The following is a 20218-nucleotide window of genomic DNA, read 5'->3' as shown; positions in this document are numbered from 1 at the left end:
ACATAGGTTACCACATTTTAATACATCAAGTCAAGCTCAAGCCTATTGTTAGCTTAAACGTACAAAATGCCTTTAGATGAACCTTCTACTCCATGAAACGAGGGGGTTTGAATAGATATCGCGATGCTGAAAATAAATCGCGAAGCGCTCTCTCTGGGTGCAGTAATAAGAAATAAGGCGAGCTTGAAGCTCGCCTCAGTGGTAAGTGTGTTGTTTCATCCAGGCAACAGCGAAGCACTCTCTGCGTCCAGAAAGAGATGAACATCGCGATGTCTTCTCAAAAAGCTTGCAGGACGTTCAGCCGTGATGGGACCTTCCAGAGTTCGGAGAACTATCTCTTTCTTTCTCTCGCGGGGCACTATGCACAGAATCTTCTCGGCGCTCAGTATGGCAGGCACGGTCAGAGTTATCGCGTGGGTTGGCACTTCTCGAAAGCTGCAGCAAGACCCATCTCTTCACTTGTTTTGTAAATGGAGATGCGAAACATGTTTCTCAAGAGGAGGCAACCTTTGTGTCCCCGTCAACGAATTTAAAGCTGATCCACAGGTTAACAAAGCGTGCCTGACTGTGAACTTGAAGTCATGACTCACGCCGACTCTCGCGCGATGAGTTCGACGTCCAGCACCACACGTTTGGGCTTTTTTCTCCTGCCACTCAATTTTTGCAGCAAAAGTTTGAAAGCCTCAAACCCCATACCGAACTTGTTTATCCTGATCGTTGTGAGCGCTGGTCTGTAGTAAGAAGCGAATGCCACATCGTCGTAGCCAACCACTGCAACATCCTGAGGTACTCTCTTGCCAAGTTCTTCGAGCGCCCTCATCGCACCGAAGGCGAACATGTCGTTGTAGCAGAAAATGCCGTCAAAGTCCAGCTTCTTCTCGATCGCTTTCAAAACCGCGTCGTAACCAGCTTCCATGTTCGGCTCGGGCGATACGATGATGTAATCTTCGGAAAGATGAACATTCGCCTCGCGCAGAGCTTTTCTGTAACCTTCTTCTCTCATCCTCGCCGCGGAGTTCTCTGGTACGGAGTTTATCAAAAGGATCTTCTTCCTACCCTTAGACAGCAAATGCTTTGTGGCCAGATAGCCCCCTTTGACCTCGTCGCTGTGTATCTCATCGAGTTGTAATCGTTCGATGTGTCTTCCAACGATCACCACGGGAACGTTGATGTGAGAAAGTCTTTCAAAGTCGCTCAGGCCATCCTCCGTGGGTGTGATCAGTATGCCTTCGACCCTGCGTTCCAAGAGCGTCTGTATGGCTTCTCTCTGTTTCTTCGCATCTGTCCCGGTGTTCATGAGCAACAGCTGATAGCCGTACTTCCTTGCCGCGGCCTCCATGCCTTTCATAACTTCAGCGAAGAACAAATTCGTGATGTCTTCGAGTATGACACCGACTATCTTGGTTTGGTTGCTGCGCAACGAGGATGCGGTTATGTTCTTTATGTAACCCAATTCCTTGGCGATACGCAGTATCTTTTCGCGCGTCTGTTTGCTTATATCGGGTTTGTTGTTCAGAACCCTTGAAACGGTGTTCACAGAAACGCCAGCCTTTTCGGCGATGTCTTTCATCGTTATGTATTTCCTCACACCCATCACCTTGCCAATAATATAGCAGAAACATCAAACGATCTCTTCGATCAATCGTTTCGAAACCTCACACTCCTTCAGTGTTGTTAAGATTCGCTCACCTTCTTTGCCCTCCCTCACGTACAAGAGCGATGCGACGGCGTAACCCCAGCCTATGATCTTGCTGATCAAAGAATTCTGTGAGCTGATCGGGCCGAAAGTCTTAGGCACAAGCAGATTCGCTGTTGCCAACTGTCCAAGATCCCATAGCAGTGCGGCGATGTTCAGCTGTCTCTTCGTGTTGAATATCGTTATGGCGCTCAGCCAATCACCTGAAAAATCCAACATACCGTAGATCTTCTCATCTTCCCTCATACACAGCAACTCTTCGTCCGAAAAATTTTCCTTGTTCACCCAGACTATATCCAAAGCCCTCTTGTTCTCGCGAAGGACCATGATCGGATAAAAGTTTCGGCTCAGCAATCTTTCTCCTTCGAACAGTTCCACGAAGACGTTCTGAGCGTTAGGTTCGAGTTGTGCCTTCACGTCTGTGATTTTCTCCACAGACCAAGGTTTTATTTCTACTCGAGTCTGTTTCAAGACTTTTCTTTCAGTTCTCACGATGAGTGTCGCTTCGAACTTTTTTGAAGTGTTGTTCGCTAAGTACACTTCTGCCTCATACATTTGTCCTTCGAGCAGTAACGATCTGTGGTTGGGTATGATGCAAACGATTGGTTGGTTTATGGTTTTCATCAGATGGTGGAAGGATTTGGGCGATCTGTTGTAGTCCAAAAGACCGTTGGCTTCCCACGCTATGTCGGAAAACTCTGTGATGACGTATCCACTGATCGAAGGATAAAGACGCATCACTTCCGCTTGGTACTTCAATCCCAAGAATTGATGGAGCTGCGCTTGGTAGATGAGATCGTCGATGTTGTGAAACTCAACCATTTTCTCGATCGCCCTCACAGGTTCAGAGCCTTCAAAAGTGTTGCCCATAACACTGATGGGGAATTTCGACCATTCTCCAAGCCAAGCCTTTGGATCGGAAAGGCCCCACACTCCAAACTCTGAGACGATCTTTGGGAGCTTGCGATTCGGTGGTTCAAAGAAGGTCTTGTATTCACCCGTTGCGAAGTCTTGGATGCGTTTCTTCCACTGCTCGTTGTGGTACGGAAAGGCGTTGTAGAAATGATAATCGTCCACGTCCGATACGACGTGGTAGTTCCAAGGACAAGCCGAATTGTCCACGTACAAACGTGTGGAATCCAGAGTCTTGGCCTTCTCGTAGAATTTTCTGATCCACTCTTTCGTTTCCTCTGTGGCGTTTTCGGTAAGGTCAACCCCCCACGTTTCGTTGATCAGACTGAGCATCACGAAGGATGGGTGATTTGCATATCGATTCAAAACGTTTTCAAGAAGTTTTTCTAAATAGTTTCTCCCTTTCTCGTCCAGTTGCCTCGCGTAAGGTAAATCCATCCAAACCAAGATTCCCAACTCGTCTGCCACTTCCAGATAGTCTTGATCTGGTATCTTCACGTGGTATCTTAGAAGATTTAGACCCATTTCCTTGGCTTTGAGCATCTCGTCAAGGAGCCTTTCGCGATCTGGGAGCGTGTAGTGCGTGTCTGCATAGAAGTTTTGATCGAGCGCGCCGAAGATGTAAACAGGTTCACCGTTCAGAAGGATCTTGTCATCTCGTGTTTCGATGTATCTGAACCCAAATCTGGTTTCGATCCTTTCGTCGTTGAATTCAACGATGAATTTGTAAAGGTAGGGATGTGAGAGGTCCCAAGTCAAGGCATTCTCGAGCTGTAGTGTGAATCTGCTCTGTTTGATCTTTTCCCGCAGAACTTCCTTTCCAAAAGGATCTAAGAGGAACACTTCGAACTCGTGGCACGTTCCATCCGAGAAGCGTACCTCACAATCTACGCTCTTGAGGTCCTTTCTGGGAAAGGCTTTCATTGAGTCGACATGAACTTCATCGACGATCCAGAGCTCGACCTGCTGAATGATTCCACAGGCGTTCCCGTACCAATCTTGTTTGCCTGCGACAACGTCGGATCTCTCTGAAAGATCCACGTCTGAAACCAAGACCTTCACCACGTCGTTCCCGTTGAATTTCAGTTGTCTTGTGATGTCCACCTTGAAGTCGTCGTAGCCACCCTCATGCTGAAAAACTTCAGAGTCATTCACGAAAATTCTTGCGATGTAATCTACACCATGAAAGTGAAGAAGTATCCTTTTTTTCTCGTAACCTCTCAGATCCAGCTTCTTTTCGTATACCACATGTTTCACCTTTTCCTTCACGTTTTCCCAGAGCACCTCGTGAGGTAACTTCACCTCAACGAAGTGAACTCCATCCAACGAAAAGCGCCAACCTTCGTTCAGCTTCAGCCTCAAAGCGATCACCCCTCACCTGAGACTCAGTACCACTCCGCGCGTCAAGTATCTCTGCAAGAATATGTAAACTGCTATCACGGGCAAGGATGCCAAAACGTTCGCTGCCATTATGGGTCCGTAGCGTATGTTCACATCGGATGCAGCCAGCGCCACCAATCCCACTGGCAGGGTGTACATCTTATCTGAAGTCATCACTATCAAAGGCCAGAAGAAGTCGTTCCAGGTCCAGGTGAAGTGAAGGACGGTCACCGTCACCACTGCGGGAAGCGACATGGGCAGAATCACCTTCAGCATCACATCCAGTTCACTGGCTCCATCCAGACGAGCGGCTTCTTCATAATCCAAAGGTATGGCCTTCATGAACTGAGAGAGTATGAACACGGCCATGGAAGAAGGCAAGGCGGGGATTATGATTCCCAAGAGGTTGTTCACGAGTCCAAACTTTCTGACCAACAGATACAGAGGTATCGCGATGGCCTGAGTGGGTATCATGAAGCCTGTGAGCGAGAGGAGATAGAGAATTTTCCTTCCGGGAAATTCCATACGACTCACGGCGTAAGCGGCTGGGATGCAGACCAAAAGTATTCCGACCGTGGCTCCCGTGGCTGAGATCAAGCTGTTCACGAACCAAGTCCTCAACTTCGCCCTCTGCAGGATTATCTTGTAGTTTTCCACGAACCATTTGCTTGGTATCCACTTGCTGGCCAATATGTCTTTTTCGCTTTGAAAAGAAGCGAGAGTCATCCATATGAGTGGAATCAGGTAAACCAAAGCCAATGCAAGTGCGAATGCGGTCAAAAGATACCTTTTGAACTTCATTCAGACCAGCTCCTCTTTCGCAGAGGCTATCATGAGACGCAGTTGTAGATATGCGAATACCAACATGACCAGAAACAACACGAACGCCATGGCTTGAGCGTAACCCATGCGAAAGTATCTGAAACCTTGCTCGTAAATGTATTGCATGAGGGTTCTGGTTCTACCCGCAGGGCCTCCGGCGGTCATTATGTACACTTGGCCGAAAATCTGCAGAGACGCTATGATCTGCGTGACCAAGACCAGCACGTGTACCCTTTTGAGCAGAGGGATCGTTATGAAGAACATCTTTTGAAAGCCGTTCGCTCCATCCAACTCAGCAGCTTCGTAGTAGGAGGCGGGGATCTGCTGAAGGCCGGCAAGGTACAGAACTATACAGAAACCGATCGTCCACCACACGGTAGTTATCACGATCGCAGGCATCGCCCAAAATGGATCAGTGAGCCAGCTTATCGGTTTCAAGCCAAAGAACTTCATCACCTTTCCGATCATTCCAAAGTATGGGTTGTACAACATGGTCCACGTTAGACAGACCACCGATATGGTCAAGGTGTAGGGCAGATAGAAGGCGCTTCTGAGAAAATCTTTAAATCTAATTTTGGAATTTATCAAGAGAGCTATTAGGAACGAAAGAACAACGATGGGGGGCACAGTCAGTATAACGAAATAGACTGTATGCCAAAGCGAAGCCCAAAAGACCTTGTCGGACATCATCCTGGTGAAATTTCCAAGGCCTATGTACTTCGGTGTACCAAAAATGTCCCACTTGTAGAAGATCATCCTGATCGAGTTGAAGAATGGAATCAACCTGAAGATGAGTAACAGAACAAGAAAAGGTGCGAAGAACAAATAAGCCAGCAACGTGTGCTTTTTCTTTCTGTAGACTGCCATGCGGTCTCACCTCACCACGAGTCAGTTGAGAAAAGGGAGGGAGGATAGCCTCCCTCCCTCGAGTGAGCCGACGAATGCTCAATCTTCAAGGACTTGCTTGGCAAAGTTCACCAATTCCTTGGCTGCCGCGTCGGGCGTCATCTTTCCAAGGATCACCGCTTCACCTATCTCCCACATCTTTATTCTAACCTCGAGCCATCCTTTCACACTGGGAGCTGGAACAACGAACTCCGCAACGTGTGCGTAATCTTTTCTCATCGGCAATCCCAGGAACGCCTCAGAGTTCAAAACGCTCTTCAAGACTGGCAAGTGCCCTGCCTTAGCCCACTCTGCGGCGTTCTTTGCGAACCACTCTATGAACTTCGCTGCAGCAGCGATCTTCGCAGGATCGTCCTTCGGTTTCTTCGGTATCACCCAGGTGTGGCTGTCCCCCCACGTGTAAGGTTTGCTTCCAGCTATTGCAGGTAAGTTTGTCACACCAAACTGCAAACCTTCGAGAGTTGGGTACACCGCCATCACCCAGACACCGTTGAAGTGGAATGGTGACTGGTTGTTCTGGAAGAGAGATTCGGCGGTGTCGTAGGTCATGGGCTTCATGACACCACTTGTGTAAAGGTTGCTCATGAACTCGTAAGTTTTCTTGACTTTTTCCAAATCGAATTTCAGAGTCTTGGTCTTCTCATCGTAAATTTGTCCACCAAGTTGCGTGTAGTAAGCTATGAAGAGCCTGTCTCCCATCATCGCGCCGATCTCGCTGGAGATTCCAACTTCGAGCCCAAGCTTTTCCTTCGCCTGCTTCGCGTAGCTCAACAGTTCGTCCCAAGTCTTGGGCACGAGCACCTCACCTTTGGCATCCACCAGACCAGCCTCTTTCAAAAGTTTCTTGTTGTAGTAGAGCACCAACGGGTGTGTGTCGAATGGTACCGCGTAGAGTTTGCCGTCGTAGCGAGCTTTTGCCGCGATTTCGGGAACGTAATCTTGAAGCGTTTCTTTCGAAATGTAATTATCGAGCGCAGTGAGAGCACCCCTTGAGGCGTAGTCCGGCACCAGTACAAGGTGCATGACGGACACGTCGGGTGGATCCCCAGCAGCAATTGCAGTGGTCAACTTGTTGTAGAGTTGGCCCCACTCAACGATCTGTTCGATCACTTCGATGTCTGGGTTCTCAGCGTTGAATCTCTTGATCAGTTCAGTCACCAAGAAGCCTTCGCCACCGCTGAAGAACGTCCAGACGGTTATCGTCGTTTTTGCCAGGGCGAGGAGTCCGAAGGCGAGCAGCAGCGTGACCACCAGTAACCTTTTCATAAAGGCACCTCCTTGATGGATGAAGTGTGGAACCTAAGGTTCTACTATAACGATACCATGAACGTTCACATAAAACAAGGGTTAGAAGACCGAGAAAAATAGAAAGACAACGAGTATGGCAACGATAATGTGAAAAATTTTGCCATTAAAATGAAAAAAGCGAAAATTCTCAGGCAAAACAACATTTCTCGCCGTGTGAGACTTCCTCTACCAGACCAAAAGCACGTTGTCGGGAAATCTCAGAAGTTGGTTCCTTATCAGCCCTCAATCGAGAGTGTATTGGATTAGTAGAAATTCAATGTGTGCAGCTCTTTCAGACTTCGGACAGTAAGGTCACTCAACCGTGACTGTCTCACGGCTGAAACCATCGCCCTGAACGCCTCGATCGTCGTGATGCACGGTATTCTGTTTCTGAGCGCCCCCGTCCTGATCTTGTACCCAACGGTCCTTCGACTGTCGAAACTCAACGGTGCCTTGGCTTCAGGATCGATCTGGTGAATTTCATCCGTCCTCTCGTTGGATTGCGTGATGACGACAAGATCCACCTTGTGTTGATCGATCAGATCGACGACGTCTGGCCTACCCTCACCAACCTTGGGCACGACGATCGCTGGAATACCCGCAGCCCTGAGAGATTTCGCAGTACCGTTCGTGGCGTAGATCTCGAACCCTAAATCGTACAGGTAAGAGACCAACGGGATGATCTCTCGTTTGTCTCTGTCTCTGACGCTGACGAGCACACCTTTAGTTGGGAAATAGTTATCCGCGGCCAGTTGTGCCTTGCCAAATGCCTCGGCAAACGTCTCACCGATACCCATGACCTCACCCGTGGAACGCATCTCTGGTCCAAGCAACGTGTCGACGTTCAAAAATTTGTGGAACGGTATCACCACTTCCTTGACCGAATAGTACGGGGGCCAGGGGGTCGGTATCAATCCGCCTCGAAAATCGGATAAATCTTTGGAAAAAACCTTCCTCGTCTTGTAGGGGAAATAGGGTTTTAGAAGATCGATCAGTTTCTCGCCGATCAGCACCTTCGCGGCGATCTCCGCTACAGCTATTCCTATCGCCTTGCTCACGAAGGGAAAAGTTCTCGAAACTCTCGGGTTCAACTCGATGACGTAGATCTCTTCGTCCTTTATGGCAAGCTGAACGTTTGCTGGTCCGACGATCTTCATGCCCTTCACCAGTTTGAAAACGACATCTTCGATGCGATCGATCAGATTGTCAGAAAGACTCACCGGCGGTAGAACGCATGCGGAATCTCCCGAATGTATACCAGCTTCTTCTATCTGTTCCATCAAACCAGCGATCCAGACGCTTTCACCATCGCAGACCAGATCAACGTCCAATTCGATGGCGTCTTCCAAGAACTTGTCCAGAACGAGTGGATGTCCCTGCGAAACCAGTGCAGCCTGCGAAACGTACTCGACCAAGTCTTTCTTCGATTCGACCACGGCCATCGCCCTACCACCCAGCACGTAGCTCGGTCTCACAAGAACAGGAAATCCGAGTTCGTCAACGACTCTGAGAGCCTCTTCGACACTTGTGACGATCTTGAAGTCTGGGATTTTCAGTTTCAACTTTTTCAGGAATGTTGCGAACCGAGCCCTGTCTTCAGCGATATCGATTTGTTCGAAATCCGTCCCGAGTATCTTCACACCCGCCTCTGCGAGCTCCTTCGATAGCTTCAAAGGTGTCTGTCCTCCAAAAGAGACCACGACGCCTTCAGGTTTTTCGCTCTCGATGATCTCGAGGATATCTTCGACCGTGAGAGGCTCGAAGTAGAGTCTGTCGGAGGTGTCGTAGTCTGTGGAGACAGTCTCGGGGTTGGAATTGATCATGATGACTTCATAACCTTCCTCTTGAAACGCCCAAACGGCGTGGACGTTGGCATAGTCGAACTCTATTCCCTGACCAATTCTGTTGGGACCTGAACCCAACACCACGATCTTCTTTTTGTTCGATGGGATCGCCTCGTTCTCGACACCGTTGTAAGTCGAATAGAAGTACGGTGTGGCCGCCTCGAACTCCGCCGCGCAGGTGTCGACCATCTTGAAGATGGGTTTTATGCTGAAAGACTTTCTGATCCTTCGCACATCTTTCTCAGAGATTTGCAACATTTCCGAAAGTTCTCTGTCCGAAAATCCCCACTCTTTCGCTTTCCTCAAGATGTTCGGATCGTTGAGCCCTCTCTCCTTGATCTGGTTTTCGAAGTCCATGATGGACTTGATCTCTTCCAAGAACCACTCGTTTATCTTCGTGAGTCTATGTACCTCTTCAACGGAGAAGCCGTGTCTGAAGGCAGCGAAGATGTACGAGATCCTTTCAGGGGTGGGATTGGCGAGGTACTCTTTGATGTGGTTCAGATCGAGTTTGGGTGTCTTGTCCAATTCGAGCGATCTTAGAGCTTTACCCAGCGCCTCTTTGAAGGTTCTACCTATCGCCATCACTTCGCCGACCGATTTCATCTGTGTGCCGAGCCTTGGGTCACAGCCAGGGAATTTCTCCAACTGGAACCTCGGCATCTTGACCACCACGTAGTCGATCGATGGTTCGAACGCGGCAGAAGTTTTCTGAGTGATCGAGTTCGCTATCTCGTCGAGCCTCAAACCGACCGCCAACATCGCCGCAACCTTCGCGATGGGATAACCTGTAGCCTTCGAAGCGAGCGCTGATGATCTTGAGACCCTGGGATTTATCTCGATCACCACCATCCTGCCATCCTGTGGGTTGACGGCGAACTGAATGTTGCAGCCACCAGTCTCCATCTTGATGGCGGCCATGGCTTTCAGGGCGGCATCCCTCATCGCTTGGTATTCTCTGTCGGTGAGCGTCTGAGCGGGGGCGACGGTGATCGAATCACCCGTGTGAATCCCCATTGGATCGAAGTTCTCTATCGAACAGACGACTATGAAGTTCCCCGTACAGTCTCTCATCACTTCGAGCTCGTACTCTTTCCATCCTATGACTGATTCTTCAACGAGTACCGTCTTGGCTGGGCTTTCGATCAAGCCCCTCGACACGATCGAGATGAGTTCATCCTCGTTGTACGCTATTCCTCCGCCACTTCCACCGAGCGTGAAGCTGGGCCTGACAACGACGGGATAGCCCAACTCGCGTGCGACTCGTAGGGCATCGTCCACTCTCGAAACAGTTTGGCTGCTGAGAACTTGTAAACCAGCTTCTTGCATGGCTTTCTTGAAGAGCTCACGGTCTTCGGCCTTCTCTATAGTCTCCACGTTCGCTCCTATGAGTTGAACGTTGTATTTTTCAAGAATACCTTTCTTGTAAAGTTCCACAGCCAAGTTCAGAGCAGTCTGACCACCCATTGTACACAGTATCGCGTCTGGTCTTTCACGTGCAATAATTCTTTCTAAGTACGTTGCTTCGAGAGGCTCTATGTAGACGGCGTCGGAGAACTGTGGATCTGTCATTATCGTCGCGGAATTGGAGTTCACAACGATCACATGATAACCGAGCGATTTCAACGCCTTGAGCGCCTGTGTGCCTGAATAATCGAACTCCGCCGCTTGCCCGATCGTTATGGGACCAGAACCTATGACCAGGATCTTCTTGATGTCTTGCCGTTTTGGCATGTTCTCACCTTCCTTTGATCAACTTTGCGAAATCGTCGAAGAAGAAGTTCGCATCGTGCGGACCGGGGCAAGCTTCCGGATGGAACTGAACCGAGAATGCGGGATAGTCCAACAGCTTCATTCCCTCGATCGTGCCGTCGTTCAACGAAACGTGTGTGACCTTCACCTTTCCAAATCCTGCAGGGCTTTCACCCAGCAGTTCATCGGCGTTCGAGAGCTTCTCGTAGTGAAAGATGTCGTCCTCTATGCCATTTATTCTCAAGCTCGATGGCTCGACTGCAAAGCCGTGGTTGTGAGTCGTGATCAAGACTTTGTTCCTCTCAAGATCTTTCACAGGATGGTTCACACCCCTGTGACCGAACTTCATCTTGTAAGTCTTTCCACCGATGGCGAGTGCGAGCAGTTGATGTCCCAAGCATATGCCGGCCACGGGCAAACGGTGCAACAAGATTTGTCTCACCAAATCGATGGTTTTGATCAAGATGGATGGATCTCCTGGTCCGTTGGAAATCAGCACGCCTTGAACGTCGAATCTCTTCAGTTCTTCAAACTCGATCGTGTAAGGGACCCTCAAGATGGAAAGACCACGCTTTCTCAACTCCCTCAAGATGTTGAATTTCACTCCACAGTCGATCACAGCCACGCGGGGACCTGAAGAATCGTCGAGGAAGTTCTCTTTGCAGCAAACTTCTTTCACCAGATCGACACCGAGCACTGGCTCGCTCTGTCTGACCTTCTCGAGCAAAGAGGTTGGATCCAGATCGATCGTCGATATGGCACCCTTCATCGTGCCTTGGGACCTGATCTTCCTCGTTAGAGACCTTGTGTCCACGCCTTGAATGGCCATCGTACCGTTTTCTCTCAAGTACTCGATCAAGGTCTTTGTTGCCCTGTGATTGTAAGCTTTCTCCACCATCCTGAATACGACGAAACCCTTGACTCTCACACGATCCGATTCGATATCTTCCTCGTTGACACCATATATACCCACTTCAGGGTAGGTCATCACGACTATTTGATTGGTATAGGAAGGATCACTGAGCACTTCTTGATAACCCATCATGGCCGTGTTGAAGACCAGCTCACCGTAGACTTCGCCTTCCGCCGCAAGACTTTCACCGAAACAGAACGTACCGTCTTCCAAAACCAACAGCGCCTTTTTCATATCTTCTTCCCAACCTTCATCAAGACATTTCTCAAGATCTCGATAGCCTGCGTTATGTGCTTCTTCTGAACGATCAACGGTGGTAAAAGCCTAACGGTGTTGTTGCCTGCCGGTACGACCAAGAGACCTTGATTCAAACATTCCTTCGCGAATTCGTTCGCAGAGATCTCTTTGACCAACTGAACACCCCACATCAGGCCGATACCCCTCACCCGTTCGATCTTGTCTGGAAACTCTTTCCACAGTTCAGAGAGCAGTTTTCCAAGCTGTTCTCCCATGCGAGTCACCCTCTGTAAGAACCCATCCTTCAGCAACTGCTTCATCACCACCAGGCCAGCACTACACGCGAGAGGATTTCCACCGAAGGTGGATCCATGATCACCCGGTTCGAAAACGTCGGCCTTTTCGTTGGCGATCACCGCACCTATGGGAAATCCACCGCCCAAACCTTTCGCGACGGCGAGCACATCCGGTTCAACGTCGAAGTGTTGGTAAGCGAAGAGTTTTCCCGTTCTACCCATGCCACATTGGACCTCGTCGAAGATGAGCAAAGCATCGTACTCATCGCACAGTTTTCTCAGCGCTTTGACGAATTCTTTGTTCGCTAAGAAGATTCCACTCTCACCCTGTACGGGTTCCAGAATGACTCCGCACACGTCGTTGGAAAACTTAGCCTTGAGAGATTTCACATCGTTCAATTCGAATTTTTCGAAGCCCTCCACGAGTGGTTTGAACTTTTCTTGATACTTCGTCTGCCAAGTTGCCGAAAGTGCACCCATGGTTCTGCCGTGGAAGGAGTTCATCGCTGAAAGGATCCTGTACTTGTTTTCATGCTTGGTTTTTCCATACTTCCTCGCGATCTTTATCGCCGTCTCGATCGCTTCCGCACCACTGTTCACGAAGAAAACTCTACCGTTCAAGGAGTTCTTCGACAGCATCTCGGCAAGTTCAATTTGAGGTTCTGTCCAGTAAAGGTTTGAACAGTGCATCAGTTTCTCGGCCTGTTTCTTGATCGTCTTGACCAACTCTGGATGACAATGACCGAGCGCATTTACCGCAACACCCGAGCCAAAATCCAGATACATCCTTCCATCCTTGTCCCAGATGAACGCACCTTTGCCACGATCGAACACGACGTCGAACCTGTGGTAGGTGTTCATCAAGTGTTCTTTACCGTTGATCAAACGATTCACCTCCCTCAGTGATTGGTTACGATCGTACCGATCGGTCCTGATGCAAAGAGTGTTGCGAGAAGAGCAGTGGGATCATTGCCATTGATTATGCGCGCGCTCTTGACACCGTTTTTCACAGCTTCCACAGCACAGCTCAGTTTCGGCACCATGCCTGCCTTCACGATGCCTTCTTGGATGAGTTTCAAAGCTTCCTCAACATCGAGTTGTGAAACGAGTCGTCCGTCCTTCATGACACCGTCGACGTCGGTCATGAAGATGATCATTTCCGCCTTCAAGGCGATGGCGATCTGAGCAGCGGCAACGTCGGCGTTCAGATTGTACGTCGTACCATCCTCACCAACGCCGATCGGCGCTATGACTGGAACGTAGCCAGCCTGGAAGAGCCAACTCACCAAATCTTCATTGATTCTCTTCACCTTCCCCACGTAACCTATATCGCCATACTGCGTATCTTTCTCTGCGATCAGAAAGTTGACGTCTTTTCCGCAAATGCCAATGGCCTTGACACCGCTGAGGTTCAAAGTCGCGACGAGGTCTTTGTTGATTTTGTTGAGCACCATCTCCACGACTTCCATGGTTTGCTCGTCCGTCACCCTGTAACCGTTCCTGAAGGTGGGTTTCATCCCAAGCTTTTCCATCAAGGTTGTGATCTCGGGACCCCCACCGTGAACGATGAGTGGCTTGATCCCAACGCAAACGAGAAAGGTGATGCTCCGTGCGAAGCAGTCTTTGGACTTTCGATCGTTGAGCACGTTGCCTCCGACCTTCACGAGCATTGTTTTGCCATGGAAGCGTTCAAGGTAGGGGAGCACCTCGAACAAGTTGCTCACAACGTCTTGGCCCATGCTTTGTACCTCCCGTTCTTCTTGATGTACTCTTCACTCAGATCGCAACCCCACGCCGTCGCGCTGTGAAGACCATCGTTCAGGTCCACCGTCAGAAAGATTTCGCTCGCTGAAAGGATCGTGGTCGCTTCTTCTTCGTTGAATTCGCAAGGAAGACCGTGTTTCAGCACTGTGATCGTGTTTTTCCCATCGCCGATGTGCAGGTCCATTCGAGAGAGGTCGAAGTTCACACCCGAGCAACCCGCGGCCGCGACGATCCTGCCCCAGTTTGGATCTTGCGCATGGATCGCGGTTTTGACCAAGTTGGATGACACGATCGATCTTGCGATCTTTCTTGCTGAAAGCTCGTCTGGTGCGTGGACCACTCTGACTTCGATCAATTTGGTCGCCCCTTCACCATCTTTGACGATCATCTTCGCAAGTTCAATGTTGATCTCGTGGAGGCTTTCAAAGAATTTCGAAAACTCAGGACTGTCTTCCTCTATTCTTCCGTTTCCGGCTTGAGCGTTCGCGAGAGCCAGGACCATGTCGTTCGTGCTCGTGTCGCCATCCACGTCGATCATGTTGTAGCTTTTTTCGACAGAGTCTTTGAGAGCCTTCTTCAGCGCGCTCGGAGAAATGTTGGCGTCGGTGAATAAGAAACTCAGCACCGTTGCCATGTTTGGATGTATCATTCCCGAACCTTTGGCGATACCGAGGATGTGCACTCTCTTTCCATCGATCTCGACTTTCCTCGAAGCCATCTTGATGAACGTGTCCGTCGTCGTGATCGCTTCGGCAAAGGGTGTCGGATCTTCGTTCAAGCACTTTGAAGCTTCTTCTATACCCGCTTCGATCTTGTCCATGGGCAGTTGCAAGCCTATGATGCCGGTCGAGGCGAGCAGAACGGATCTTGGATCAATCCGCAGGACCTGTGCGGCCTTCTGTGCCGTGCGGTACGCATTCTCTAAGCCCTGTTGACCAGTGCAACTGTTGGCGATCTTGCTGTTCACAACCACGGCTCGAATCTTCGTGCAGTTCTCACCGAGCAAGTTCATGTTGTAAAGGATAGGAGCAGCTTTCACGGTGTTTGTTGTGAAAAGACCAGTAGCGACACAATCGAAGATTGAATATGCGATTCCAAGATCTTTTCTGTATCTTTTGATTCCACAGTTTAGTCCGGAAAACAGAAAACCCTTGGGTAATTCCATCCACTCACCTCCTCACGGATAAACAGCTTTGAACTTCAGAGCCGTCTGCTCTTCGAAACAGAACATCACGTTCATGTTCTGAACAGCCTGTCCCGAAGCACCTTTCATCAGATTGTCGAGGGCGGACATCACGATCAAGGTGTCGGTCCTCTCGTCTTTCGTGAGAGATATGAACACGTGGTTCGTACCGAGACACCATTTCGTAGTAGGATAGGTTCCGATGGGAAGTACGTGCACGAAGAATTCATCCTGGTAGAACTCGCGATACATTCGGTGAATTTCTTCGATCGACAGGGATGTTTTGAGATAGATCGTGCACAGAATGCCTCGATTCATGGGTATGAGGTGCGGGGCGAAGACGACGTTGATCTTCTTTTTGAACAGAGCTTCAAGTTTTTCCTCCATCTCCGGCACGTGTCTGTGATCGACGAGGTTGTAAGGTTTGAGATTTTCGTTCAGCTCGCAGAATGTGTAACTTTCGTCTTGTTTTCTCCCCGCACCAGAAACACCGGACTTCGCGTCAACGAAAATTTCGCTCGTTCCAAGAGCATCGTTCTTCGCAAGTGGCGCCGTGGCGAGGAGAACCGCTGTGGGGTAACAGCCTGGGTTTCCAACGAACTTTGCGTTCTTGATCTTCTCTCTGTTCAACTCGGTCAGACCATACGCTCTCTCGCACGTTTCGTAGTTTGAAAGCTTCTTGCCGTAATGTTTTTCATAGAGTGAAGGATCGTCGAACCTGAAGTCTGCACCCAAGTCTATGACTTTCGTGTTCTTCAAATCCTTGACGAGTTCGTAGCTGACACCCGCTGGCAAAGCCGTGAACAAAACGTCACAATCTTCGAATCTTTCGACTTCGATATCTTGCAAGACGGTTTCGTCCAGTTCGAAAGGATAAACATCTTTCAAACTCTTTCCCACAAAGCTCTTCGAAGACAGATACGTCACTTCGACGTGTGGATGGTTGCTCAAGATCCTGAGGAGCTCCAAGCCCGTGTAACCTGTGACGCCAACGATTCCCACCTTGATCTTCATTCATTCACCCCCAAATTCTTCCGCAACGATCCTGTAGGCGTCCCTGAATGGTGTTCCTCGCTCGACCAATTCGTACACTTTCTCAGTCGCCAAGACTTCCTTGGTCAAACTGGTTCGACATTTTTGCTCGTTCACTTCCAATTTCTCGAAGATCAGTTTCATAACGAGCAAAAGTTGTTCGACGATCTCGAAGGCTTCCAGAACAGTCTCTTTGAGCAATTGAAGATCTCTGTGATATCCCGTGATGAGGTTGCTCGTGATCGTAGCGCACTCCATCTGCTTGGCGACGATCCTGTTGTGGTATGCCCTCACCAATTCCAAAGGATCCGGGTTGAGCTTCTGTGGCATGATCGAGCTACCCGTGCACAGCTCCCTGGCCAAGGACAGATAGCCAATTTCCGGTAGGGAGAAGAAGATGATATCGCTTGCGAACCTGTTCAGATCGAAACTGATCTGGCTCAGAGAGTGCAGAAGCAGAAATTCGTACTTTCCTCGACTCAGCTGGGCGTGGATGGGATTCTTTTGAATACTCTTGAAGCCGAGTCTTTCAGCCGTGAAGCGTCGGTCTATTTTCGCCGGTACACCGTAACCGGCGCCCGTGCCGAGTGGAGATCGATCGATCAGTTCGAAGACGAGTCTCAGAATTCTTAGATCGTCATCCAACGCATCGTACAGAGCCATGGACCAAGTTCTGAAGTTCGTTGGCATCGCCTTTCTGGTGTGCGTGAAACCTGCAAACTTTATTCGACCGAACCTCTTCGAGAACTGTACGAGTTGATTTTTCAGTTCCTGGATCAGTTTTTCGATCCTTTTCAGCTGGTCTTTGTAAAGCAGCCGTAGCGCCGTCAAGACCTGATCGTTCCTCGAGCGGGCCATATGGATCTTCTTGCCTATCTCTCCAACCTCTCGCACCAAGAAGTTCTCGATCGCCGTATGGCAGTCTTCCTCGTCTGGCGAGATGGAGAACTGATTCGAGTCGATCAACTCTGAGAGTTTCTTGAGGGCAGCTTTCAGTTTCTCGAGTTCTTCACTTGAGAGATAGCCAACCTTTGCGAGCATCTCTGCGTGTGCGATGGAGGCGATAACGTCGTACTTGATCAGTTTCATGTCCGTGAGGTAGTCCTTACCAACGGTGAATCGTTCGATCAGTGGATCGAGAGTGTAACCTTTCTCCCACAGCTTAGGCATGCGTCAGTCCCTTCCTCCACGCGAAAGGATCCTTCTGTTTCAAAACCAAGTTGTGTGCCTTCAACCTGATGGAGTGAATGTTTATGAAACCTTTCGAGTCGAGTGCGTTGAATCCACCTTCGACGTCCATGCTCGAGAGTGCCTGATCGTAGAGAGACGTCGGTGAAAATCTGGCCACAGGAGTCACGTTTCCCTTATAGATGGACACGATCACATAACCATCGATCGCCTCTTGCGATTTCTTGAAGGCGGCCAAGAGAAAGTCCATCTCGGGAGAGTACCAAAAACCGTTGTAGATCAGTTCTGAGAACTTCACAGACAACATATCTCTGAGGTGCATGACTTCCTTGTCCATCGCGATCCCTTCCAGATCCCTGTGGGCGATCCACAGAATCGTCGCACCGGGTGTTTCGTAGATCCCTCGCGACTTTATGCCTATGAACCTGTTCTCCACCATGTCAACTCTTCCGACGCCGTTCTTCGAACCGATCTCGTTGAGGTACTCGAACAGTTCCAGGGGATCTTCCTTGCTCGTTCCATCCTTCAGGTTCACGACCTTCGTTGGGATACCGTCTTTGAAATGGATCTGCAGCAACGTTTCTTCATCCGGAGCATCTTTCGGTGAGACGGTCCTGCTGAAAACAGATTCGTCCGGTGTGTAGAGTGGATCTTCGAGTTTGCCAGCTTCGTGCGAGATGTGCATGAGATTTTCATCCTCACTGTAAGGTTTTTCAACGCTCGCTTTGATCTGTATGCCCTTGCTTTTGGCGTAGTTGATCAAGTCTGTTCTACCCTTGAAAGTCTCCAGAAATTCTGGATCTTTCCAGGGTGAGATCACCTTCAAATGTGGAGCGAGAGCCGCGTAAGTCAGCTCGAACCTGACTTGGTCGTTCCCTTTTCCCGTCGCACCGTGCGCCACGTACTGGGCGTTCTCTTTGTGCGCGATTTCGACTTGTTTTTTGGCTATGAGGGGCCTCGCCAGGGATGTGCCGAGAAGGTATCTGCCTTCGTAGATCGCGTTCGCCATGAGGGCGACGAAGATGAAATCTGTGACGAACTCTCTGCGGAGATCTTCGATGTAAACCTTCGTTGCACCGGTCTTCAGAGCTTTCTCCTTGATGAACTGTAGATCGTCCTTTTGCCCAACATCCGCCACGAACGCGATCACTTCGAAACCTTTCTCACAGAGCCACTTGAGTATGACCGAGGTGTCCAGACCTCCACTGTACGCCAGCACAACCTTTTTGCCTTCCATCCTTCACACCTCCTAAGTTTTGTTCTTGTAAAAAAAAGGCGGCCATATCCTTTGAGATATGGCCGCCCAGGTGCTGTGCAAAGAAAACGGCGTGCTAAGTGCCCACCACCTGCACCCGGCGGCACCCAGCACGTCTACGAATATTGAGCGTTGTGTTGAAATCTTTCAATTCAGTTCCTCGCCAACTTCGCATCACGATCTTCACCTGCTCGAACTGTTTTCAACGATTGTATCTCACCCATGCAGAACTGTCAACAACTTTCTGTGTCGTGAAGGTAAAGGTTTCAAGAACGCGCAGGTTCAAAGGCCATTGAATTCTTGTCACAGAGAATCAGAACTTTATAAGAAGCTAAGATATCAAATTGGTGAGCACTTAGCGCAGAACTTTAAAGGATGTCCGATTGAAGAATGAATTTGGCACAGGAAAGTTGTATAATTATCACGTCAGAAAACCAAGGGGGTGGTTTTGTGAGATGGTTGATCCTCATTGTGCTGATAGTTTCCACAATCCTTTGCGCCTCTCAGATCGAAATAGTCTTTTGGACGCACGAAGATCCCAACAGAACGCCTCTGGAAGAACGCTACATTCAAGAGTTTCAGAAGATGTATCCAAATGTGAAAATCACACGAGTTACTTATCCTTCAGCGAAGATCAGGGAAGTCGTTCTCACAGCCTTCGCTGCACGCAAAGGGCCCGACATTTTCAACATGGAGATCCAGGATGCTTATCCCTACATAGTGAACGAACGCGTCGCACCCGTGAGCCTCAGTGCGCTGGGACTGAAGAGTTACGACGAGCTCAGGCAGATGTACGTCGAGGGCACCTTGGACGCCGTAACGTACAAGGGGAAGATCTACGGCTTACCGTTGGAGCTCACCAACTGGTGCGTGTTCATCAACAAGAAGTACTTCAGAGAAGTCGGCCTGGATCCTGAGGAGGACTATCCAAAGACGTGGGAAGACATGGTGCGGGTCAGTGAGAAGTTGGTCATAAGGGAAGGTCAGATCCTCAAGAGGAGGGGCTTCGACTTCAGATATCCGTACTATCTGACCTTCATGTTGCCCATGGTTGAACAACTCGGTGGCGCGTTGCTCAGTGAAGACGGAAAGACTGCGATCATCAACGACGAAGCGTGGCTCAAAGTGCTGAGGTTCTTCAAAGAGTGGGGACCGAACGGGAAGAACCTCGGTTCACCGACCTACACTCCTGCAAGAAAGGATTTCAACAAGGACAACAACACGGTGACCATGTGTCTGTCTGGGTTGTACCAGATACTCAGGATCAAGGCGGAAAATCCGCAGTTCTACGAGAGCGGAGAGTGGATGGTCGTTCCGTTCCCAGTCTTCGAGGACGCCGTCAAGGATGTCAGGTGCAACTATTACGGTCACTACTACATGGTGAACGCTGAAAGTTCCAAAGAAAAACAAGAATGGGCCTGGAAGTTCATTGCGTACATGTTGAGCCATCCAGAAGAGTACTTGGTCGAGGTCGGTTTGATACAACCAAAGAAGGACTTCGTCGAATCAGACACCTTCAAGAACTATCCGTACTCCAAAGTTTTCCTCGAAGACATGGCGAAGTCGCACATAGTTCCGTTGCATCCGAAAGGTCCCCAGCTCGAGCAGTTGATCAAAGAGGCTGTCGAATCGGTGATGCTCACGAACACCACAGTTGAAGACGCTTTGAAGACGTTGAAAAAGAAAGCCAACGACTTGCTCAAGGAAGAATGACTCAAGGGTGGGCAACGCCCACCCTTCTTGTTGTGTCT

General features: G+C 49.5%; 15 protein-coding genes. 1 reads left to right on the top strand and 14 read right to left on the bottom strand.

Translation table 11 applies throughout. The annotated features are described in order from the left end of the window. Positions 1 to 215: 215 nt before the first annotated feature. The 14 genes from AJ81_RS04920 to AJ81_RS04855 form a co-directional block, all read right to left on the bottom strand. Positions 216 to 425: a sugar phosphate isomerase family gene (locus AJ81_RS04920; RefSeq protein WP_031504940.1), complete on the bottom strand. Its 210-nt coding sequence runs from the start codon at positions 423 to 425 to the stop codon at positions 216 to 218. A gap of 161 nt (positions 426 to 586) precedes the next feature. After that, entirely contained in the window at positions 587 to 1594 is a 1008-nt protein-coding gene (locus AJ81_RS04915) for a LacI family DNA-binding transcriptional regulator (RefSeq protein ID WP_031504939.1), read from the bottom strand. A 27-nt stretch (positions 1595 to 1621) separates the two neighbouring features. Next, a complete protein-coding gene (locus AJ81_RS04910) occupies positions 1622 to 3970 on the bottom strand; it encodes a glycoside hydrolase family 2 protein (RefSeq protein ID WP_031504938.1) in 2349 nt (782 codons plus the stop codon). A 12-nt stretch (positions 3971 to 3982) separates the two neighbouring features. Further along, positions 3983 to 4789, bottom strand: a complete 807-nt coding sequence (locus tag AJ81_RS04905; RefSeq protein ID WP_051368695.1) for a carbohydrate ABC transporter permease — start codon at positions 4787 to 4789, stop codon at positions 3983 to 3985. Then, positions 4790 to 5677 carry a carbohydrate ABC transporter permease gene (locus tag AJ81_RS04900; protein WP_031504936.1) on the bottom strand — a complete coding sequence of 296 codons (888 nt, stop codon included), beginning with the start codon at positions 5675 to 5677 and terminating at the stop codon, positions 4790 to 4792. Positions 5678 to 5755: 78 nt separating this feature from the next. Beyond that, positions 5756 to 6982, bottom strand: a complete 1227-nt coding sequence (locus tag AJ81_RS04895; RefSeq protein ID WP_031504935.1) for an ABC transporter substrate-binding protein — start codon at positions 6980 to 6982, stop codon at positions 5756 to 5758. Between the two features lie 284 nt (positions 6983 to 7266). Continuing rightward, positions 7267 to 10581, bottom strand: a complete 3315-nt coding sequence (gene carB, locus AJ81_RS04890) for a carbamoyl-phosphate synthase large subunit (RefSeq protein ID WP_031504934.1) — start codon at positions 10579 to 10581, stop codon at positions 7267 to 7269. A gap of 4 nt (positions 10582 to 10585) precedes the next feature. Further along, entirely contained in the window at positions 10586 to 11746 is a 1161-nt protein-coding gene (gene carA / locus AJ81_RS04885; RefSeq protein WP_031504933.1) for a glutamine-hydrolyzing carbamoyl-phosphate synthase small subunit, read from the bottom strand. Continuing rightward, a complete protein-coding gene (locus AJ81_RS04880) occupies positions 11743 to 12906 on the bottom strand; it encodes an aspartate aminotransferase family protein (protein WP_031504932.1) in 1164 nt (387 codons plus the stop codon). Before AJ81_RS04880 ends, carA begins: the two co-directional genes overlap by 4 nt. Before the next feature lie 38 nt (positions 12907 to 12944). Then, positions 12945 to 13784, bottom strand: coding sequence for an acetylglutamate kinase (gene argB, locus AJ81_RS04875; protein WP_031504931.1), 840 nt, complete (start codon positions 13782 to 13784; stop codon positions 12945 to 12947). Beyond that, positions 13766 to 14974 (bottom strand): bifunctional glutamate N-acetyltransferase/amino-acid acetyltransferase ArgJ, encoded by a 1209-nt coding sequence (gene argJ / locus AJ81_RS04870; protein ID WP_031504930.1) that lies wholly within the window; start codon positions 14972 to 14974, stop codon positions 13766 to 13768. Before argJ ends, argB begins: the two co-directional genes overlap by 19 nt. 12 nt (positions 14975 to 14986) lie before the next feature. Beyond that, positions 14987 to 16006 carry an N-acetyl-gamma-glutamyl-phosphate reductase gene (argC, locus tag AJ81_RS04865; protein WP_031504928.1) on the bottom strand — a complete coding sequence of 340 codons (1020 nt, stop codon included), beginning with the start codon at positions 16004 to 16006 and terminating at the stop codon, positions 14987 to 14989. Beyond that, on the bottom strand, positions 16007 to 17194 hold the full coding sequence (gene argH / locus AJ81_RS04860) for an argininosuccinate lyase (protein WP_031504927.1): 1188 nt from the start codon (positions 17192 to 17194) through the stop codon (positions 16007 to 16009). Further along, positions 17187 to 18449 (bottom strand): argininosuccinate synthase, encoded by a 1263-nt coding sequence (locus AJ81_RS04855; protein WP_031504926.1) that lies wholly within the window; start codon positions 18447 to 18449, stop codon positions 17187 to 17189. Before AJ81_RS04855 ends, argH begins: the two co-directional genes overlap by 8 nt. Positions 18450 to 18917: 468 nt before the next feature. Here AJ81_RS04855 and AJ81_RS04850 point away from each other — a divergent pair, with 468 nt between their 5' ends. Continuing rightward, positions 18918 to 20180, top strand: a complete 1263-nt coding sequence (locus tag AJ81_RS04850; RefSeq protein ID WP_031504924.1) for an extracellular solute-binding protein — start codon at positions 18918 to 18920, stop codon at positions 20178 to 20180. The last annotated feature ends 38 nt before the right edge of the window (positions 20181 to 20218 follow it).

Origin of the sequence: Pseudothermotoga hypogea DSM 11164 = NBRC 106472, from assembly GCF_000816145.1 — a bacterium.
In the GTDB taxonomy this organism is placed as follows: Bacteria; Thermotogota; Thermotogae; order Thermotogales; family DSM-5069; genus Pseudothermotoga_A; species Pseudothermotoga_A hypogea.
The sequence above is the reverse complement of the archived record's forward strand: the minus strand, read 5'-3'. Positions and strand labels throughout refer to the sequence as shown.

Coding starts and splice junctions, on each gene's coding strand:
- AJ81_RS04915 (WP_031504939.1), bottom strand. CDS start 1,594: ATGGGTGTGAGGAAATACATAACGATGAAAGACATCGCCGAAAAGGCT.
- AJ81_RS04905 (WP_051368695.1), bottom strand. CDS start 4,789: ATGAAGTTCAAAAGGTATCTTTTGACCGCATTCGCACTTGCATTGGCT.
- AJ81_RS04900 (WP_031504936.1), bottom strand. CDS start 5,677: ATGGCAGTCTACAGAAAGAAAAAGCACACGTTGCTGGCTTATTTGTTC.
- AJ81_RS04895 (WP_031504935.1), bottom strand. CDS start 6,982: ATGAAAAGGTTACTGGTGGTCACGCTGCTGCTCGCCTTCGGACTCCTC.
- carB (WP_031504934.1), bottom strand. CDS start 10,581: ATGCCAAAACGGCAAGACATCAAGAAGATCCTGGTCATAGGTTCTGGT.
- carA (WP_031504933.1), bottom strand. CDS start 11,746: ATGAAAAAGGCGCTGTTGGTTTTGGAAGACGGTACGTTCTGTTTCGGT.
- AJ81_RS04880 (WP_031504932.1), bottom strand. CDS start 12,906: ATGAACACCTACCACAGGTTCGACGTCGTGTTCGATCGTGGCAAAGGT.
- argB (WP_031504931.1), bottom strand. CDS start 13,784: ATGGGCCAAGACGTTGTGAGCAACTTGTTCGAGGTGCTCCCCTACCTT.
- argJ (WP_031504930.1), bottom strand. CDS start 14,974: ATGGAATTACCCAAGGGTTTTCTGTTTTCCGGACTAAACTGTGGAATC.
- argC (WP_031504928.1), bottom strand. CDS start 16,006: ATGAAGATCAAGGTGGGAATCGTTGGCGTCACAGGTTACACGGGCTTG.
- argH (WP_031504927.1), bottom strand. CDS start 17,194: ATGCCTAAGCTGTGGGAGAAAGGTTACACTCTCGATCCACTGATCGAA.
- AJ81_RS04855 (WP_031504926.1), bottom strand. CDS start 18,449: ATGGAAGGCAAAAAGGTTGTGCTGGCGTACAGTGGAGGTCTGGACACC.